This window comes from Streptoverticillium olivoreticuli subsp. olivoreticuli (assembly GCF_003391135.1).
Taxonomy (GTDB): Bacteria; Actinomycetota; Actinomycetes; order Streptomycetales; family Streptomycetaceae; genus Streptomyces; species Streptomyces blastmyceticus.
The window spans coordinates 1398392-1415083 of the sequence record NZ_CP031455.1 but is presented as its reverse complement, the minus strand read 5'-3'; the positions used below and the strand labels follow the sequence as shown (position 1 = coordinate 1415083).

The following is a 16692-nucleotide window of genomic DNA, read 5'->3' as shown; positions in this document are numbered from 1 at the left end:
TTCAACTACCTGGGCGATCAAGCTGCTTGACGCACCCCCGGATGGCCGGTCGGCAAGGGCCGTGGAATGATCCCGCCCATGTCCCCTTCCGGAAGGATCCCGACGCTCGCGGCAGGCGCCTTCGCCGTCGGCACCAGTGGATACATCGTCACCGGCGTGCTCCCCGAGCTGAGCTCCGAGCTGTCCGTCCCGGTGTCCACGGCCGGGCTGCTGACCACGTCGTTCGCCGTGGCGTACGCCGTCGGCTCGCCGCTGCTGGCCGTGGCCACCAGCGGCTGGGGGCGGCGGACCCTGATCGTCGCCGCGCTGCTGGTTGCCACGCTCGGCAACGCGTTCGCGGCGCTGGCCCCGGACTTCGCGTCCCTGCTGGCCGCCAGGATCGTCACCGCCGCGGGCGCCGCCGTCTTCACCCCGGCGGCGACGGCCGTGGCGGCCGAACTCAGCGGTCCGGAGCGCAGGGCGCGGGCCGTGGCGTGGGTGTTCGGCGGGATGACGGTCGCGACGATCGTCGGGGTGCCCGCGGGCACCCTGCTCGTCGGACCGCTGGGCTACCGGGGGGTGTTCGGGCTCGTCGCCGCGTTCTGCGGGCTGGCGGCGGTGGCCGCGGCCGTCTCCCTGCCGCCGGTCGCCGCGCCCCCGAAGGTGAGCCTGCGCCGCCGCTTCGCGGTCCTGGGGGACCGCCGGGTGGTCGCCGTCCTGGGGATCACCCTGGCGGCCAGCCTCGGGGTGTTCACGGCTTATACGTATGTGGCGCCCGTGCTGGAGTCGACCGCCGGGGTCAAGGGCGGAACGCTGAGCCTGTTGTTGTTCGGCTACGGCATCGGCGGCGCGATCGGCAACGCCGCCGGTGGCATCGCCGCCGACCGCTTCGGCTACCGGATGCCGTTGCTGACGGCGGTCTCGGGGAGCGTACTGACCCTGGCGGTGCTGCCCGCCGCCGGCCATGTCGTGGCCGCCGCGGTCGTGTTGTTCCTGTGGGGCCTGTCGACCTGGGCGTTCAACCCGCCCGTGCAGCGCCGGCTGATCGAGCTGTCGCCCGGCGAGAGCGGCCTGTTGCTCGCGCTCAACGCCTCGGCGCTGTACCTCGGCATCGGTCTTTCCGGGGTCGCGGGGGGAGCGGTGATCGACCACGTCGGGGTCGGCACCGTGCCGCTGACCGGGGCCGGGCTGTGCCTGGTCGCCGTGGTCATTCACCTGACGTCGAGCCGGCGGCCCGCGGAGCTACAATGTGGCTGAATTTTCGCAGCAGGGGGTGGGTCCGTGCTGGAACCGAGAGGTGCTGTAGGAATTCTCACCGGGGCGTCCCGTGGCGTCGGCCCGTATATCGCCGAGCATTTGGCGCGGGCGGGCGTCCGGCTGGCACTGGTGGCGCGCACCGAGGACGGCCTGCGGGAAACAGCGCGGCGCGTGCGGCACCACGGCCATGAACCGCTCGTCGTCCCCGCCGACATCTCCGACGAGGACGACCAACGGCGCGTCGTGGACACGGTCCGCAGCACCCTCGGCCCGCCCTCGATCCTGGTCAACAACGCCGCGGTGGAACACATCTCCCGCTTTCAGGACGCCACGGTCGAGGACATCAAAAGGGTCATCCTTGTCAACCTGTTCGGCACGGAGGCGCTGACCCGACTGGTGCTGCCGCATCTGCTGAGCGCGGGCCGCGGCCACATCGTCACCATCGGCTCCGTCGCCGGGCGTACCGCTTATCCGTACGGCACCGTCAACTCCTCCACCAAACACGGCGTGGTGGGCTTCACCTGGTCGCTGCGCGAGGAATTGCGCGGTACGGGCGTCGGGGTCTCGGCCGTCTATCCGACGCTGATCTCCGACGTCGGGATCTCCGCGCGCTGGCAGGCGGGGCGCCGCCCGCCGCTGCTGGGCAGGGTGGGGCCGGACGAGGTGGCCCGCGCGGTGCTGAAGTGCATCCGCAAGAACAAGGTCGAGATCACCGTCTCGCCGCCCATGGAAAAGATCGCGGATGTCATGGGCGCGGTGTCACCGCGGCTGACCTCCTGGGTGGCGCGCCGCGGTGGTGTCCATTCCTATCTGCGCAAGGTCGCCGAAACGCAGGAGCGTTCGCGATAGCCCGTCGGAACAGCGCGGCCGGACGGCCGCATTGGGGGGTTCGACATGTCATCGCACTCTGGTCCACATGTTGTCGAAACCGGTGAGCTGCTCGACCGGCTGGGCGAACTGCTCGCCGGGATCAATGACGAATACGAACGGATACCGGATCCGGACGACCCGCTTTTCCTGGAATCACTGGACGCCACCGCATTCAAGTCCACGATCGACGCGACCTTCGGTACGGATGTTCCGCTGACCCTGTTCCTCGACTCCTGCACCCTGCGTACGGTCGGTGCGGCGATACGCGCGCACGGCGTGGAAGGCGGCCGCACCGGCGCGGCGAGCGGGCGCGTACTGACGGGCGAGAACAGGTACGACCCGTTTCCCCTCACCGAAGTCCAACAGGCCTATTGGCTGGGCGCCGGGGGATTCGACCTCGGCGGCCGCTCGGCGCATTTCTACGGTGAGATCGACCTGCTGGCCGCGGAGAACGAGCGCGCCGAGGAGATGTTCAACCGGCTCGTCGCCCGCCACGACATGCTGCGGGCCGTGGTACTCCCAGACGGCCGCCAGCAGGTGGCGCGGGAGGTGCCCTACCACCGCTTTCGCCACCGCGACCTGCGGGGGCTGACCGACCCCGAGACCCGATGTCGCCTCCGCAGGACCCGTGAGGAAATGGCGGGCCAGATCTTCGACGCGCATACCTGGCCCCTCTACGAGATCCGCACCCACAGCCTGGACGGCGGCCGGCTCCGGCTGCACGTCAGCATCGACCTGTTGTTCGTCGACGCGGGCAGCCTCCGGCTGCTGCTGTCCGAGTGGATCCGGCTGGTGCTCGACCCACGGTCGCTCGGCCCCGCGCCGCGGCTGACCTTCCGCGATCACCTCGAAGCCGTCGCCGAACAGCGGCGGACACCCGCCTACGACCGGGCGAGGACGTACTGGCTCGACCGCGTCGACACCCTGCCCCCGGCACCCGAACTCCCCGTCAGGGCCCTCCCCCACACCGGTGCCCCGGCGTTCGTCCGCAGGGAGAAGCAGCTGCCCGCACCTGTCTGGCGGCGGGTCAGGGAACGCGCGCACGCCCTCGGCGTCACCCCCTCGGTGCTGCTGTGCGCCGCCTACGCGGAGGTGCTCCGCACCTGGAGCGCCGCGCCCCGCTTCACCGTCAACCTCACGCTCGCCGACCGGCCGAGGTGGCACCCGGACGTCCCCCGGCTCATCGGCGACTTCACCACGACCGTCCTCCTGGAGTGCGACCTCACCGGCTCCCCGGACCTGGCGGCGACGGCGGCCCGGCTCCAGGCCCGGCTGCGGGAGGACCTGGCGCACGCCCTGGTCGGCGGCGTCGAGGTGCAGCGCGAGCTGGCCCGCCGCGGGGACGGCGCCCGGGCGCGGATGCCCGTGGTGTTCACCAGCCTGCTCCAGGAGCCGGACGGCCTCGACGCCCTGGAGGGCGTGGTCTTCGAGACCGGCCACACGGCCTCCCAGACGCCCCAGGTGCACCTGGACAACCAGGTCCTGGTGCGGGGCGGCGGCCTGGTCATCGGCTGGGACGCCGTGGACGAGGTGTTCCCCGACGGCGTGCTCGACGACATGTTCACCGCCTACACCGACCTCGTCGCGCGCCTCGCCGAGGACGGCACCCCCGCCCCCGTCACCCCGCCGCGGCACCAGCTCGCCGTGCGGGAGGCGGTCAACGACACCGCCGGTGAGCTTCCGGACGAGCTCATCCACGCCGCGCTCGACCGCCAGGTCGCCGCCCGCCCCGACGCCCCGGCGGTGATCACCGCCGACCGCACGCTGACCTTCCGTGAACTGGGCCTCGGCGCCGACCGGGTGGCCCGGAGGCTGCGCGACCTCGGCGCGGGACCGGGCACCCTCGTCGCCGTCCTGATGCACAAGGGCTGGGAACAGGCCGTCGCCGCGCTCGGCGTGGTCCGCGCCGGGGCCGCCTATCTCCCGGTGGACGCGGGCCTGCCCGAGGCGCGCATCGCGCAGCTCCTCGCCGTCGGCGGGGCCCACATCGCCGTCACCCGGCCCGGTGTGACCCCGCCGCCCGGAATCACCGCCGTGGTGGTGACGCCCCCGCCGTGGGCGGCCCCGCCGGACGGGACCGCCGGGCCTGCCGCCGCGACCCCGGCCGACCTCGCGTACGTCATCTTCACCTCGGGCTCCACCGGCGTCCCCAAGGGTGTGATGATCAGTCATCGCAGCGCGGTGAACACGCTCCACGACATCAACACCCGCTTCGCGATCGGCCCGCGGGACCGGGTGCTCGGACTGTCGTCGCTGAGCTTCGACCTGTCGGTGTACGACCTCTTCGGGGTGCTCGGCGCGGGCGGCGCCCTCGTACTGCCCGCGCCCGACGAGCACCGCGACCCCGGCCGCTGGGCCGAGCTGGCCGAAGAGCACCGGGTGACGCTGTGGAACACCGTGCCGGCGCTGCTCGAACTTCTGGTGGAACACTGCACCCGGCAGGGCACCCGCCTCCCCGGGGCGATCCGGACCGTCCTCCTCAGCGGCGACTGGATACCCGTCTCCCTGCCCGTCCGCGTCCGCTCCCTGAGCACCGGCACACCGCGGCTGATCAGCCTGGGCGGCGCCACCGAAGCGGCGATCTGGTCGATCTGCCACCCGATCGAACGGGTCGACCCGGCCCGGCGCAGCATCCCGTACGGCACACCCCTGCGGAACCAGACCTTCCAGGTGCTGGACGGCGAACTCGCCCCCAGGCCGGACCACGTCCCCGGCGAGCTGTACATCGGAGGCGCCGGACTGGCCGTCGGATACCGCTCGGACCCCGGCCACACCCGGGAGCGCTTCCTCACCCACCCGCGCACCGGCGAACGCCTCTACCGCACCGGCGACCTCGGCGCCCATCTCCCCGACGGCACGATCGAATTCCTCGGCCGGAACGACTTCCAGGTCAAGATCAACGGACACCGGATCGAACTCGGCGAGATAGAGACCGTCCTCGCCGCCCACCCCGAGGTCCGCTCCGCGGTCGTCGTCGCCCACGACGCCAAACGGCTGGTCGCCCACGTGGTCCCGCGGTGCGACGGCGGGGCCCGCCCCGACGACCTGCGCACCCACCTCGCCGCCAGGCTGCCCGCGTACATGGTGCCCTCGGCGTTCGTCACCCTCGCCGGCCTCCCGCTGGGACCCAACGGAAAGGTCGACCGGTCCGCCCTCCCGGACCCGGCGGGACCCGACCGGCGGCACGAGCCGCCCGCGACCCCTGTCGAGAAGGCACTCGCGCAAGCCTGGGCGGCCGTCCTGCCGACGCGGAACATCGGCCGCCACGACAACTTCTTCCGGGCGGGCGGCGACTCCTTGCTCGGCGTGCGCGCCGTGGCCAAGGCCGCCGAACACGGACTCCACCTGACCCTCAAGGAGTTCTACGCCGACCCCACGATCGCCGGACAGGCGGCCGTGGCCAGGAGGCTGCCGACGGCGACGGCTCCCCAGACCGCGGTCACCGGCCGCGTGGCCCTCTCGCCCGGCCAGCGCTGGTTCTTCGAGCAGGACTTCACCGAGCCCGGCCACTGGAACGGCATGTGGCCCCTCTTCGACCTGGCCCGTCCGCTCGACCCCGAACTGCTCGGCCGGGCACTCGCCGACGTCCTCACCCACCACGACGGGCTCCGCGCCCGCTTCCACCGCGACGAGCACGGCCCGTACGCCGAACTCCCCGGCCCGGAGGCCGTGGACGCCTCCCCGGTCGACGTCGTGGACCTCCACGCGGTCCCCGACGCCGCGCTTGACGCGGCCCTCGACCACCACGTCGCCCTCCGGCACGGCGCACTCGACCTCGCCACCGGCCGCACCGTCGGGCTGACCTGCCTAGACCTCGGCCCGGACCGCGGCACCAGGCTGCTCGTCAGCGCCCACTGGCTGGTGATGGACTACTACGCCTCCCGCATCTTCCACGAAGACCTGCGCGCCGCCTACACCGCCGGGGAACAGGGCAGGACCGTCACCCTGCCGGCCAAGACGGCCTCCCTGCCCCAGTGCGCCCAAGCGCTCACCGCCTATGCCACGAGCGAGGAACTCGCGGCCGAACTGCCCCACTGGGAACGGCTCGCGGACCTCGCGCCCGCACCCCTGCCCGTCGACCACCGGCTCGGCCCCAACACCCAGTCCTCCGCCGTACGCCACGTCACGGACATCACCGGCGCCACCGCGACCGCCCTCACCACCGGGCTGCCGAGGCAGCACGGCGTCGAGATCCGCGAGATCCTGCTGACCGCACTCGCCAGGGCGGTCACCGCCTGGACCGGACAGCCCGACCTGGTCGTCGAGCTGGAAGGACACGGCAGGAACGAGGCGTTCGGCAGCCTGGACGTCTCCCGCACCGTCGCCCGGTTCTCCACCCTGTCGCCCCTGGTGCTGCGCCCCGGCGATCTCACGGCGGTGCGCGACCGGATCCGGGCCGTCCCTCACCGGGGCACCGGCTACGGAGTCCTGCGCCATCTGCACCCGGACCCCGGGATCCGGGCGAGGCTCGCCGCCGTGCCGGCACCGGAGATCGGCTTCAACTTCTGGGGCGACGTCAGCGAATACTTCACCGGCGACGCCCGCCCCGTCGCAGCCGCCTTCGGCCACCACCGCAGCGCTCGCGGGCACCGTCCCAGGGTGCTCGACGTGATGGCGTTCACCTCCGGCGACGAGCTGAGGACGGTGTGGACCTACAGCGCCAACCTGCACACCGCCGCCACCGTCCAGGCCCTCGCCGACCGGTTCACCCGGGAGCTGCGCGCGCTGGCCGAGGACGCCCGGTGAACGGGGGAGAGCACACCATGGACCATCCGCGGCCCGAGGACATGTTCGGCGCGGCGACCGTCTCCCGGGCCCTGGAGCGAGCCGCGGCCGCCCCGGCCGGGATCACCGTCGTCGACCGCCACCTCGCGGAGACACCGCTGCCGTACGCATTGCTGGCCAACTCCGCGCGCCGGGTGGCAACAGGCCTGGCCAGGGCGGGCGTCGGCCCCGGCGACCGGGTAGCGCTCGTGTCCTCCACCTCACCGGGGTTCCTGCTCACCCTCTTCGGCGTCTGGCGGGCCGGTGCCGTCCCCGTGATCCTGCCGCTGCCGCACCGCGTCTCCACCCTCGCCGAGACCGTCGACGGGATCCGGCAGCGGCTCGATCACGTGGACGCCCGCTGCGCCGTCGTCGCCGACGCCTTCGCGGACCTCGTGGCCGACGGACTCGGCACGGACCGGCCGGTGCTGACCTGCGGGCAGCTCGCGGCCGAACGGGAAGCGACCACCGGGCCGGCGCCCGCCGACGCCGACGGCCTCGCGTACCTCCAGTTCACCTCCGGCACCACCGGCCCGCCGAGGGCCGTGGCGCTCACCCACCGTCAGATGCTGACCAACGCCGCCGTGTGCTGCGAACGGTTCCGGCTGGAGCGCGACCGCAGCGTCCATGTGAGCTGGCTGCCGCTCCACCACGACATGGGCCTGATCTCCGCGCTCGCCGCCATGGCCTACCGCATCCCCCTGGTGCTGATGCCACCGGAGGAGTTCCTCTCCCGGCCCGACTCCTGGGTGGACGCGCTCTCCCGCTACCGCGCCACCAGCACCGTCGCCCCGAACTTCGCATACGGGCTGGCCGCCCGCGGCATGCGTCTGCGGCCCCGCGCCCTCGACCTGTCCGCGCTCCAGGTGTGCGGCGACGGCGCGGAGCCGATCCGGGCCACCGCCGTCGAACAGTTCCTGGAGGCCGGCGCCGCCCACGGCCTCAGGCCGGAGGCCGCCACCCCGATGTACGGGCTGGCCGAGGCCACCCTCGCCGTCACCATGGGCGAGGTGCCCGAACGGATCGTCTGGGACCACGTGTCCCGCGAGGGGCTGGAGGCGGGCGGAACCGCCCGGCCGGTGCCGCCCGACGCCCCCGACGCCAGGACCCTGGCGGTGTGCGGCCACCCGGTGCCCGGCGTCCGCGTCGAGATCAGGGACCCGGACGGAAAGCCGCTCGCCGACCGCGAGGTCGGGGAGATCTGGGTCCGCAGCCCCGCCTTGATGCGCGGCTACTGGTCGGACCCCGAGGCGACGGCCGGGGCCGTACGCGACGACTGGCTGCACACGGGCGACCTGGGCTACCGCACCCCGGACGGCCTCGTCGTCTGCGGCCGCGTCAAGGACATGATCATCGTGGCCGGGCGCAACCTCTACCCGGAGGACTACGAACACGTGGCGGCCAAGGTCGAGGGCGTACGGCCCGCGTGCGCGGCGTTCGCGGTGCCGGGCACGGAACGCATGGCCGTCGCGGTGGAACCGGCGAGGGGAGTGACCGACCACGCGGCTCTCGCGGAGCGGGTCATGACCCGGCTGCGGGAACAGCTCGGCCACGCGCCCGACAAGGTCCTCGTCCTGGAGAAGGGGACGATCCCCCGCACGTCGTCGGGCAAGGTCCAGCGCGGCCGTTGCCGCGATCTGTGCCTGTCGGGCGACCCCGTGGTCCTGGCCGCCCGTGCCCGCTGAGCCGCGGGTACTTCGCGCCTGCGGCGGGCGACCCCGGACCGGGGGACTGTCCCCGGCGATGGTCAGACCCGCCGCGTCACCACAACCCGCGCCCCGCGCCCCGGCACCAGCGTCACATGATGGGCCCGCTGAACCTCCGGCTCCGGCCGCTCAGGACGGACGTCGTACCGCACGAGCGTCTCCCGCAGCGCCACCGTCGCCTCCAGCAGCGCGAAGCCTGCCCCCAGACACCGCCGCGCGCCCCCGCCGAACGGAATCCAGGTGTTCGCCGGCGGCTGCCCGTCCAGGAACCGCTCCGGGCGGAAGGAGTCCGGGTCGTCGTGGTGCGCCGGATCCGACTGCACCAGACCGATCGCGGGCATGACGGTGGCCCCCGCGGGCAGCCGGTACCCTCCGACCGTCAGCGGCTCGGTGAGCTGCCGGGCCACCTCGTGCACCACCGGCTTCAGGCGCAGCGCCTCCTTCGCGACTGCGGTGAGGTAGGCGTCGTCGCCCTCGTCGGCGGCCCGCTGGGCCCTGCGCAACTGTTCGGGCCGCCGGGCCAGTTCGTGCAGGGCCCAGGCCAGGGCGGTCGCCGTCGTCTCGTGCCCCGCGAGCAGCAGCGTGATGAGCTGGTCGCGCAGCTCCGGATCGGTGAACCCGCCGCCCGGCTCGTCCTCCGCCGCCTGCAGCAGCCGCGAGAGCACATCGGTGCGGCCGTGCAGGTCCGCGGCCCGTCGCCGGTCGGCGATCTCGGCGTACAACAGCCTGTCCACGCGCCGCTGGCAGGACACGTACCGGCGCCACGGCCCGACGCGCCGGAGCGCGGGATACGGCAGGCCCAGCAGGGTGACCGGCCCGATGTCCGCGAGACCCCGCACGAGCGGGCGCAGGGCGGCCAGCCGCGCCCGGTCGGTCACCCCGAACACCACCTGGAGGATCACCTCGAGCGTCAGGGCCCGCATCCTGCGGTGGGCGCCGAACGCCTGCCCCTCCGGCCACCGTTCGACCTCGGCCCTGGTCAGCTCCACGACCATGTCCTGGTAGCCGCGCAGCGCCGTGCCGGTGAAGGCGGGCGTCAACAGCCGTCGCGCCCTGCGGTGTTCGTGCTCGTCGGTGAGCAGAACGGAGTGGTCGCCCAGCGCCGGGCCCATGATCGCGTTGCCCTCGCCCGCGTGCAGCACTTCCACGGGGCCTGCGAACACCGTCCTGATGTCCTCCTGCCCGGCCAGGATGACCAGGTGCCGGGTCGGCGCGGTCAGCCTGAGCGTGAACACATCCCCGTACCTGCGGCGGAGCAGGGGGAACAGCCGGTGCCGGTACAGCGTGAACAACAGCGTCTGCACCACCGCCGGCAGCCGCACACCCGGTGGTCTCCGCGCCGCTCCGGCCCCGGAGATCTGCGCGACGGCCGGCCGGCCGTCGGTGTCGCTGGACATGGCGGCCCCCCCGGCATCCGGATCTTCCTGCCTGCGGCTCAGGGGCACGGCCCCGATTGTCACGGTAGCAGCGGATCATGCCGCACGGCTGTCCGTACGGCATCAGCTCTCGTCCGCCTCCGCCCGAGCGGGGCGAACGCCCGTCACCTCGCGGCCCGTGGCGCGTCTCCGTCAAGCAGTGCCCTGCCGAGCGCCGTGGGGGAGTGGTGCACGGTGTTGCCCGAGCGGCGGGTGACGATCAGGCCCGCGTGACGCAGCACCGTCGCGTGCTGGCTGGCCGACGCGTTGGAGATGCCGACGCGCTGCGCCAGCTCGCCCGTGCCGCAGCCGTGTATCACTGCGTGGAGCACCTGCGCGCGGGTGCGGCCGACCAGCGTCACCAGCGGTGCCGGGACCGTGCGGCCGAGCAGGTCGCCGTCCATCCAGCCGGTCCGGCGGGCGATGGGGTGGACGAGGACGGGGACGGCCCCCGGCTCCCTCAAAGTGATGGGCGTGCCCCAGCAGAAGAACGAGGGCACGAGCGTCACGCCCCGCCCGTCGAGGAAGAGATCCTGGGACAGCGGGTAGGCCAGCGAGAGCACCGGCGGCTCCCACCGCGCGGCTGGGTGCAGCCCGAGCAGCAGCCGCTCCGTACCCCCTTCCGCCAGCGCCGCCATGCGCTCCGCGCGGTCGGCCGCGATCTGCCGCGTCACGTGCTGCCAGTACGGGGCGAGCGCCAGCCGGTGGTACGCGCGCAGCCCCTGCCCCAGCGCGCCGAGCGCCTCCGTGTCGCCCTCGGCGAGCCGGGCGAGCCGGCTGTCCACCGGCCCCCGCGTGACGGCGAGCCGGCCGATGTCGCGCCCGAGCCGGTGACGTGGTGTGGCGAGGACGGCGTCGACGGCGGAATCGATGTCGGCCGACCCGGCCGTGGGGGTGAGGAAGTCCGCGGAATATCCGGTCGGCGGCGCCAACTTCCCCAGCAGCACGGCCCGGTGCGGTATTTCCGCGGTGAGCCGAGGACGCACCGCGGAACGCCAGAGCAGAAAATCCGCGGCGGCCGGGCCGGTCGCTCCGGCCTGCGCCATATGCATGCTCAGCAGCATCTCCCACAGCACATCCGGTTCCGTGGCGATCCGGGTCCTGGCCAGGTCCTCGCTGGTGAAGTGGATACGCAGCACCGCTTGCCCCCTCTTCCCCTCTTGCGCCCCTCGGGGAACGGCTGACTTCCCTGAGCACACGGACGCCGTGATCCGTTCCAAAGGTTGCCCGTTGAACGGCGATTGCTATTTTTTGGCCCAGATTGAAAACGTTGATCCGAACCCGAGCGGAATAAGAAGCTGCTGTTCACGGAAAACGGGGCCCATCGACGGGGACGCCGCCGACGCGTGCGAGCCCCGGCGGCGCCCCCGCCGGGGCTCTTCAATACCTCTCATGCAGAGGTACGCTGGAAGAGTGAGCGCAGACGGCCTCTCCGACGATCTCGCCGGAGTCCTGACGGGTATCCATCGACTGGTCCGGCGCAGACTGTGGGCCGGACTGACGAAGCCGCGCCTGCGCGGTGCCCAGGCCGAACTCCTGCGGGTCGTCACGGAGCGCCCCGGCATAGGGGTCTCCGCCGCCGCCAAAGAGCTCTATCTGGCGGCCAATTCCGTCAGCACCCTGGTCAACCAGTTGGTCAAGGCCGGGCTGCTGCGCCGCGAGGCCGACCCGCGCGACGGCCGCGTCGCCATGCTGTATCCGACCCCCGCCTGCCGGGAGCGGCTACGGTCCTGGGACGCCCGGCGCAGCGCGCTCTTCCACGCGCGGGTGCGGACCCTCGCGGCCGAGGACAGGGCTGCCCTGGCCGCGGCGCTGCCCGCCCTGCGAAGGCTCGCCCAGTCGCTCCGCGACACCGGGGAGGCACCATGACCGCATCCGTGAGCACCCCTGTCCCCGCGGTCCGCTGCACCGGACTGCACTACGCCTTCGGGCACGTCACCGCAGTCGACGGGCTGGACCTCTCGGTCGCCCCCGGCGAGGTCTTCGGTCTCCTCGGCCCCAACGGCGCGGGCAAGACCACGACCATGCGGGCGATCACGACCCTGCTGCCCGTGCCGCCCGGGGCCGTCGAGGTCTTCGGGCACGACGCGGCCCGCCAGAAGATGGCGGTGCGGCGCCTGCTCGGCTACGTCCCGCAGCAGCTGTCCGCCGACGGCACCCTGACCGGCCGGGAGAACGTCGCGCTCTTCGCCCGGGTCTTCGACGCGCCCCGCCGCGAACGCCCCGCCCGCGTGGCGCAGGCGCTGGAGGCGGTCGGCCTCGCCGATGTCGCGGGCCGCCTGGTGGCCACGTACTCCGGTGGCATGGTCCGCCGGCTGGAGCTGGCGCAGGCCCTGGTCAGCGCGCCCCGGCTGATGATCCTGGACGAGCCGACCGTCGGCCTGGACCCGATCGCCCGGGACAGCGTGTGGGACCGCATCAACCGAATACGCGCCGGCACCGGGATGACGGTGCTGGTCACCACCCACTCCATGGAGGAGGCCGACCGGCGCTGCGACCGCGTGGCCCTCATGCACCGGGGGCGGATCCGCGCGCTCGGCACGCCGGAGGAGCTCAAGAGCGCGCTGGTCACCCACCGCCGGGAAGCGGGCGGGGAGGACACCGGGCCCCCGACCCTGGAGGACGTCTTCCGGCACTACGCCGGGAGCGGACTGGACGAGCCCGGAGCCGACGAGCAGCGAGGGGAGTTCCGCGATGTCCGCCGCACCCGCCGCACCGCCTCCCGCGTCGGCTGACGCCACCGCCCCGTCGGAGCAGCCCTTCGCCCTGCTGCTGACGCCGCCCCGCCCGCGCGGCGGCTGGCGGGTGATACCGGCCCGCACGTGGGCCATGTGCGCGGTGGAGCTGCAGAAGCTGCGCCACGACCGCACGGAGCTCTACACCCGGGCCGTCCAGCCCGCCCTGTGGCTGCTGATCTTCGGCGAGACCTTCACCCGGATCCGCGCCATCCCCACCGGGAACGTCCCGTATCTCGACTACCTCGCGCCCGGGATCATCGCGCAGTCGGCGATGTTCATCGCCATCTTCTACGGCATCATGATCATCTGGGAGCGGGACTCCGGGGTCCTGACCAAGCTGCTGGTGACCCCCACGCCCCGGGCGGCCCTGGTCACCGGCAAGGCCTTCGCCGCGGGCCTGAAGGCGCTGATCCAGGCCGTGGTCGTCATCGCGCTCGCCGCGGTGCTGGGCGTCGCCCTGTCCTGGAACCCGCTGAAGCTGCTGGGTGTCGTCGTGGTGGTGCTGCTCGGATCGGCCTTCTTCTCCTGCCTGTCCATGTCGATCGCCGGGATCGTCCTGACCCGCGACCGCCTGATGGGCATCGGCCAGGCCATCACCATGCCGCTCTTCTTCGGCTCCAACGCGCTCTACCCCGTCGCGGTGATGCCGACCTGGCTCAAGGTCGTCAGCATGGCCAACCCGCTCAGCTACGAGGTGGACGCCCTGCGCGGCCTGCTCATCGGCACGCCCGCCCATCTCGCCGTCGACTTCGCCGTCCTCACCTTCGCGGCGCTCCTCGGCATCGCCGCCGCGGCCTCCCTGCTGGGCCGCCTGGCCCGCTGACGCCGGCCCGCCGGGCGTCCGCCCGTCTCCTCGGGAAAAAGAAATACCCCGGACCGTATTGACGGCCGGGGTATTTCTCTGCGTATATTGGAAAATTCCACGCCCCGATCAACTCGGGGCGTGGAGAAGCTTTATGAGTGCATCATATCCGGGCGGGAGTCGAATTGTCAAACGAGGAAATGCGTCGCGAGCAGGAATTCATCGATCTGCTCCACGGACGCCTCGCCGAACTGCGCGGCGAAGCCGAAGCGGCGGTCGAGGCGGCCCTGTCGCCGAGGGGGAACACCCTCCAGGCGCGCCTGGAGCGCGACGTGCTCGTGGCCGAACGGTCCGGCCTGCTCGCCGCCTTCAACGCCGGCGAGAACGGCCTATGCTTCGGCCGCCTCGCCTTCCGTGACGGCCGCGACCACCACATCGGCCGGATCGGCATGCGCCGCGACGACGCCGACCGCACCCCGCTGATCGTCGACTGGCGGGCCGAGGTCGCGCGCCCCTTCTACCTCGCCACCGGCCACACCCCGATGGGGCTGCGCCGCAGGCGCCACATCACCACCGAAGGCCCCCGGGTCACCGCCCTGCACGACGAGATCCTGGACCTCGCCGACACCCGACGCACCGGACACGAGGGCACCGACGCGGACGCCGTACTGCTCGCCGCGCTCGACGCGGCGCGCACCGGCCGGATGCACGACATCGTGCAGACCATCCAGGCCGAACAGGACCGGATCATCCGGGCGCCCCACCACGGCGTCCTCGTCGTCGAAGGCGGCCCGGGCACCGGGAAGACCGTGGTGGCCCTGCACCGAGCGGCCTTCCTGCTGTACGCCCACCGGGAGCAACTGGCCCGCCGCGCCGTGCTGATCGTCGGGCCCAACCCGGCGTTCCTCGGCTACATCGGCGAGGTGCTGCCCTCGCTCGGCGAGACGGGCGTCCTGCTCGCCACGCCCGGCGAGCTCTTCCCGGGCGTGACCGCGACCGGCACCGACACCGCCCGTGCCGCCGAGGCCAAGGGCGCCGCCGCGATGGCCGACGCCCTGGCCCGCTTCGTGACGGACCGGCAGACCCTGCCCGACCCCGTACGGGTCATCGACCACGAGGACGGCGAGCTGCGGCTGGACGCGGCCGTCGCGGACGAGGCCCGGCGCCGGGCGCGCGCCACCGGCCTGCCGCACAACCTCGCCCGCCCGTACTTCGCCTTCCGCGTCATCGACGCGCTGACCGCCCAGCTGGCCGACCGCATCGGCGCGGATCCGTACGGCGGGCCGAACCTCCTCGGCCCCGACGACATCGCCCAGCTCGGCAAGTCCGTCGCGGCCAGCGCCGAAGTCCGTGCCGCCATGGACGAGTTGTGGCCGCTCCTCACGCCTCAGGAGCTGGTCGCCGACTTCCTCGCCGACCCCGTCCACCTCCCGGACGCCGACGCGGCCGCGATCCGCCGCGCGGGCGGCCCCTGGACCCCCGCGGACGTCCCGCTCCTGGACGAGGCCGCCGAACTCCTCGGTGAGGACGACTCGGCCGCCCGCGCCGTCGCCGAGGCCGAGCGCCAGGAGCGCATCGCCTACGCACAGGGCGTGCTCGACCTCTCCTACGGCTCCCGGACCCAGGAGTTCGAGGAGCGCGAGGACGAGGACTCCGAGGTGCTCGCCGCCCACGACCTGGTCGACGCCGAACGGCTCGCCGACCGGCACGAGGAGGCGGACCACCGCAGCGCCGCCGAGCGCGCCGCCGCCGACCGCACCTGGGCGTTCGGCCACATCATCGTGGACGAGGCGCAGGAGCTGTCCGCCATGATGTGGCGGCTGCTGATGCGCCGCTGCCCGACCCGCTCGATGACCCTGGTCGGCGACCCGGCGCAGACCGCGGAGCCGGGCGGCTGCGGCGCGTGGGAGGCGATCCTCCAGCCGTTCGTCGGCGACCGCTGGGAACACGTCAGGCTCGGCGTCAACTACCGCACCCCCGCCGAGATCATGGACGTCGCGGCGGCGGTGATCCGGTCCGCGGACCCCTCCTTCGCGCCGCCGCGCTCGGTCCGCTCCACGGGCGTACGGCCCTGGGCGCACCGCACAGGGGACCTGCCCCGCGCGGTCGCCGACGCCGTCGCCCGGGAGGCCCGCGACGGAGCCCGCCTCGCGGTGATCGCCCCTCGCGCGCACCACTCGGCCCTGTCCGCCGCGCTCCCGGCCGCCTCCACCGGCCCCGCCCCGGATCTGACCAGCCCGGTCGTCCTGCTCGACCCTCGGCAGGCCAAGGGCCTGGAATTCGACACGGTGATCGTGGCGGAACCCGCGGAGCTCGGGGTGAGCGACCTCTATGTCGCGCTCACCCGGCCGACCCAGCGGCTGGGCGTCGTCCACACGACCCCGCTGCCGGGCGGTCTGGAGTCCCTGGCCGTACGGGAGGACTGACCGCACCGACCGGCAGGGCTCGCGCGGGGGGCGAGCCCTGCCGGGAGCGGCGGAAGCCACCGCGTCGAGCGCGGACGCGCGTGGCCGGTTCTCGCCCCCCGGGTGTTCGAGCGAACGCCCGAGGGGTAGGCGGCCCGTGACCTTGATCAGGTCGCACCGCACCCGTACGAAGGAGCGCACAGTGATACCCCGCATGAACGCGAAACTCGCCCTCGCCGGAGCCGCCGCCGTCGTGCTGAGCGCCGGGCTCACCACCGGAGCCGTCGCCCAGGAGGCGCCGACGGCCGCGGCCGGGCTCGCGACCTGCGCGGCCGCGGATCTGAGCGTCTCGTTCCACAACCGCCTCGGCGGCGGGATGAACCATGCAGGGGGCACGCTGGAGTTCAGGAACACCGGCGGCCGGGAGTGCGCCCTGCGGGGATACCCGGGCCTGGGACTGGAGAACGCGCGGCACGAGGAGCTGTCCGCGCACGCGATCCGGGGCAACACCTGGTACGCCGACGACCCGGGCAACAAGGTCGTACGCGTCCGACCCGGCGGCACGGCCCAGGCCGTCGTCGCCTGGACCCACTCCGGCAGCGCGGCGCGCCAGGCGGCCTATCTGCGGGTGACCCCGCCGGCGGCCACGACCTACCGCACCATCGAGCTCGGCGACCTCGTCGACAACGGCGAACTCCACGTCACGGCGGTGGCGAACACCGTGCCCGTACGCGAGTGACGCACCCGGCGGCCCGA

At 73.2% G+C, this 16692-nt stretch carries 11 protein-coding genes; 9 read left to right on the top strand and 2 right to left on the bottom strand.

The annotated features are described in order from the left end of the window. The first annotated feature begins 78 nt into the window (after positions 1 to 78). From DXZ73_RS06160 to DXZ73_RS06145, 4 genes are read left to right on the top strand one after another with little or no spacing between them, the layout of a single operon-like run. Positions 79 to 1236, top strand: coding sequence for an MFS transporter (locus DXZ73_RS06160; RefSeq protein WP_240351227.1), 1158 nt, complete (start codon positions 79 to 81; stop codon positions 1234 to 1236). A gap of 24 nt (positions 1237 to 1260) precedes the next feature. After that, positions 1261 to 2085: an SDR family NAD(P)-dependent oxidoreductase gene (locus DXZ73_RS06155; protein WP_162890065.1), complete on the top strand. Its 825-nt coding sequence runs from the start codon at positions 1261 to 1263 to the stop codon at positions 2083 to 2085. A gap of 45 nt (positions 2086 to 2130) precedes the next feature. Then, entirely contained in the window at positions 2131 to 6852 is a 4722-nt protein-coding gene (locus DXZ73_RS06150; RefSeq protein WP_116209995.1) for a non-ribosomal peptide synthetase, read from the top strand. A 17-nt stretch (positions 6853 to 6869) separates the two neighbouring features. After that, positions 6870 to 8555 carry an AMP-binding protein gene (locus DXZ73_RS06145; protein WP_116209994.1) on the top strand — a complete coding sequence of 562 codons (1686 nt, stop codon included), beginning with the start codon at positions 6870 to 6872 and terminating at the stop codon, positions 8553 to 8555. 62 nt (positions 8556 to 8617) lie between these two features. Here the strand turns inward: DXZ73_RS06145 and DXZ73_RS06140 are convergent, their stop codons facing one another. Continuing rightward, the gene (locus DXZ73_RS06140; RefSeq protein WP_116209993.1) at positions 8618 to 9973 is read right to left on the bottom strand and encodes a cytochrome P450; all 1356 of its coding nucleotides are present in this window, start codon (positions 9971 to 9973) and stop codon (positions 8618 to 8620) included. A gap of 143 nt (positions 9974 to 10116) precedes the next feature. Beyond that, on the bottom strand, positions 10117 to 11130 hold the full coding sequence (locus tag DXZ73_RS06135) for an ArsR/SmtB family transcription factor (protein ID WP_116209992.1): 1014 nt from the start codon (positions 11128 to 11130) through the stop codon (positions 10117 to 10119). A 274-nt stretch (positions 11131 to 11404) separates the two neighbouring features. Here DXZ73_RS06135 and DXZ73_RS06130 point away from each other — a divergent pair, with 274 nt between their 5' ends. From DXZ73_RS06130 to DXZ73_RS06110, 5 genes are all read left to right on the top strand, one after another. Further along, entirely contained in the window at positions 11405 to 11860 is a 456-nt protein-coding gene (locus tag DXZ73_RS06130) for a MarR family winged helix-turn-helix transcriptional regulator (RefSeq protein WP_116209991.1), read from the top strand. Further along, entirely contained in the window at positions 11857 to 12726 is an 870-nt protein-coding gene (locus tag DXZ73_RS06125; RefSeq protein WP_116209990.1) for an ABC transporter ATP-binding protein, read from the top strand. Before DXZ73_RS06130 ends, DXZ73_RS06125 begins: the two co-directional genes overlap by 4 nt. Continuing rightward, the gene (locus DXZ73_RS06120; protein WP_116209989.1) at positions 12686 to 13552 is read left to right on the top strand and encodes an ABC transporter permease; all 867 of its coding nucleotides are present in this window, start codon (positions 12686 to 12688) and stop codon (positions 13550 to 13552) included. Before DXZ73_RS06125 ends, DXZ73_RS06120 begins: the two co-directional genes overlap by 41 nt. A 179-nt stretch (positions 13553 to 13731) precedes the next feature. Continuing rightward, on the top strand, positions 13732 to 15957 hold the full coding sequence (locus DXZ73_RS06115) for a HelD family protein (RefSeq protein WP_116209988.1): 2226 nt from the start codon (positions 13732 to 13734) through the stop codon (positions 15955 to 15957). A 136-nt stretch (positions 15958 to 16093) separates the two neighbouring features. After that, positions 16094 to 16675, top strand: a complete 582-nt coding sequence (locus DXZ73_RS06110) for a DUF4232 domain-containing protein (protein ID WP_162890064.1) — start codon at positions 16094 to 16096, stop codon at positions 16673 to 16675. The last annotated feature ends 17 nt before the right edge of the window (positions 16676 to 16692 follow it).

Excerpts from the sequence above, each read along its gene's own strand:
- DXZ73_RS06160 (WP_240351227.1), top strand. The coding sequence starts at position 79 with ATGTCCCCTTCCGGAAGGATCCCGACGCTCGCGGCAGGCGCCTTCGCC.
- DXZ73_RS06150 (WP_116209995.1), top strand. The coding sequence starts at position 2,131 with ATGTCATCGCACTCTGGTCCACATGTTGTCGAAACCGGTGAGCTGCTC.
- DXZ73_RS06145 (WP_116209994.1), top strand. The coding sequence starts at position 6,870 with ATGGACCATCCGCGGCCCGAGGACATGTTCGGCGCGGCGACCGTCTCC.
- DXZ73_RS06140 (WP_116209993.1), bottom strand. The coding sequence starts at position 9,973 with ATGTCCAGCGACACCGACGGCCGGCCGGCCGTCGCGCAGATCTCCGGG.
- DXZ73_RS06125 (WP_116209990.1), top strand. The coding sequence starts at position 11,857 with ATGACCGCATCCGTGAGCACCCCTGTCCCCGCGGTCCGCTGCACCGGA.
- DXZ73_RS06120 (WP_116209989.1), top strand. The coding sequence starts at position 12,686 with ATGTCCGCCGCACCCGCCGCACCGCCTCCCGCGTCGGCTGACGCCACC.
- DXZ73_RS06115 (WP_116209988.1), top strand. The coding sequence starts at position 13,732 with ATGCGTCGCGAGCAGGAATTCATCGATCTGCTCCACGGACGCCTCGCC.